Annotated in this window: 1 protein-coding gene; it reads right to left on the bottom strand. The window is 43.1% G+C overall.

Annotated elements, in window-relative coordinates; genetic code table 11:
• Positions 1-209 (bottom strand): class I tRNA ligase family protein (locus tag CHH91_RS19915; protein ID WP_141234294.1); only part of this gene is annotated, 209 nt, incomplete at both ends.

Here is a 209-nt window from a genome sequence, read left to right as displayed (position 1 = left end):
GTTTTTGTAAGCACATGATACAAAGTAGAGTAAGCTGCCTTTTTGTCTTCATTCATCCCGCTAGCCCAAAACCGCTGGCGCGTTCGACGGATATACCAGTTGCTCATTTCATCAAGAAAAGTTGCCGTTAAACGCGCCCCTTTTGTTAAATCATAGGCCTCTAAACTGGAGGTTACTTCTTTTATGAGCGAATGCAGCCTAGATAGAAT

This window comes from Virgibacillus sp. 7505 (assembly GCF_002272135.1).
Classification (GTDB): Bacteria; Bacillota; Bacilli; order Bacillales; family Amphibacillaceae; genus Terribacillus.
Note: the sequence above shows the minus strand (reverse complement) of the source record. Positions and strands in the feature narration are given on the sequence as shown.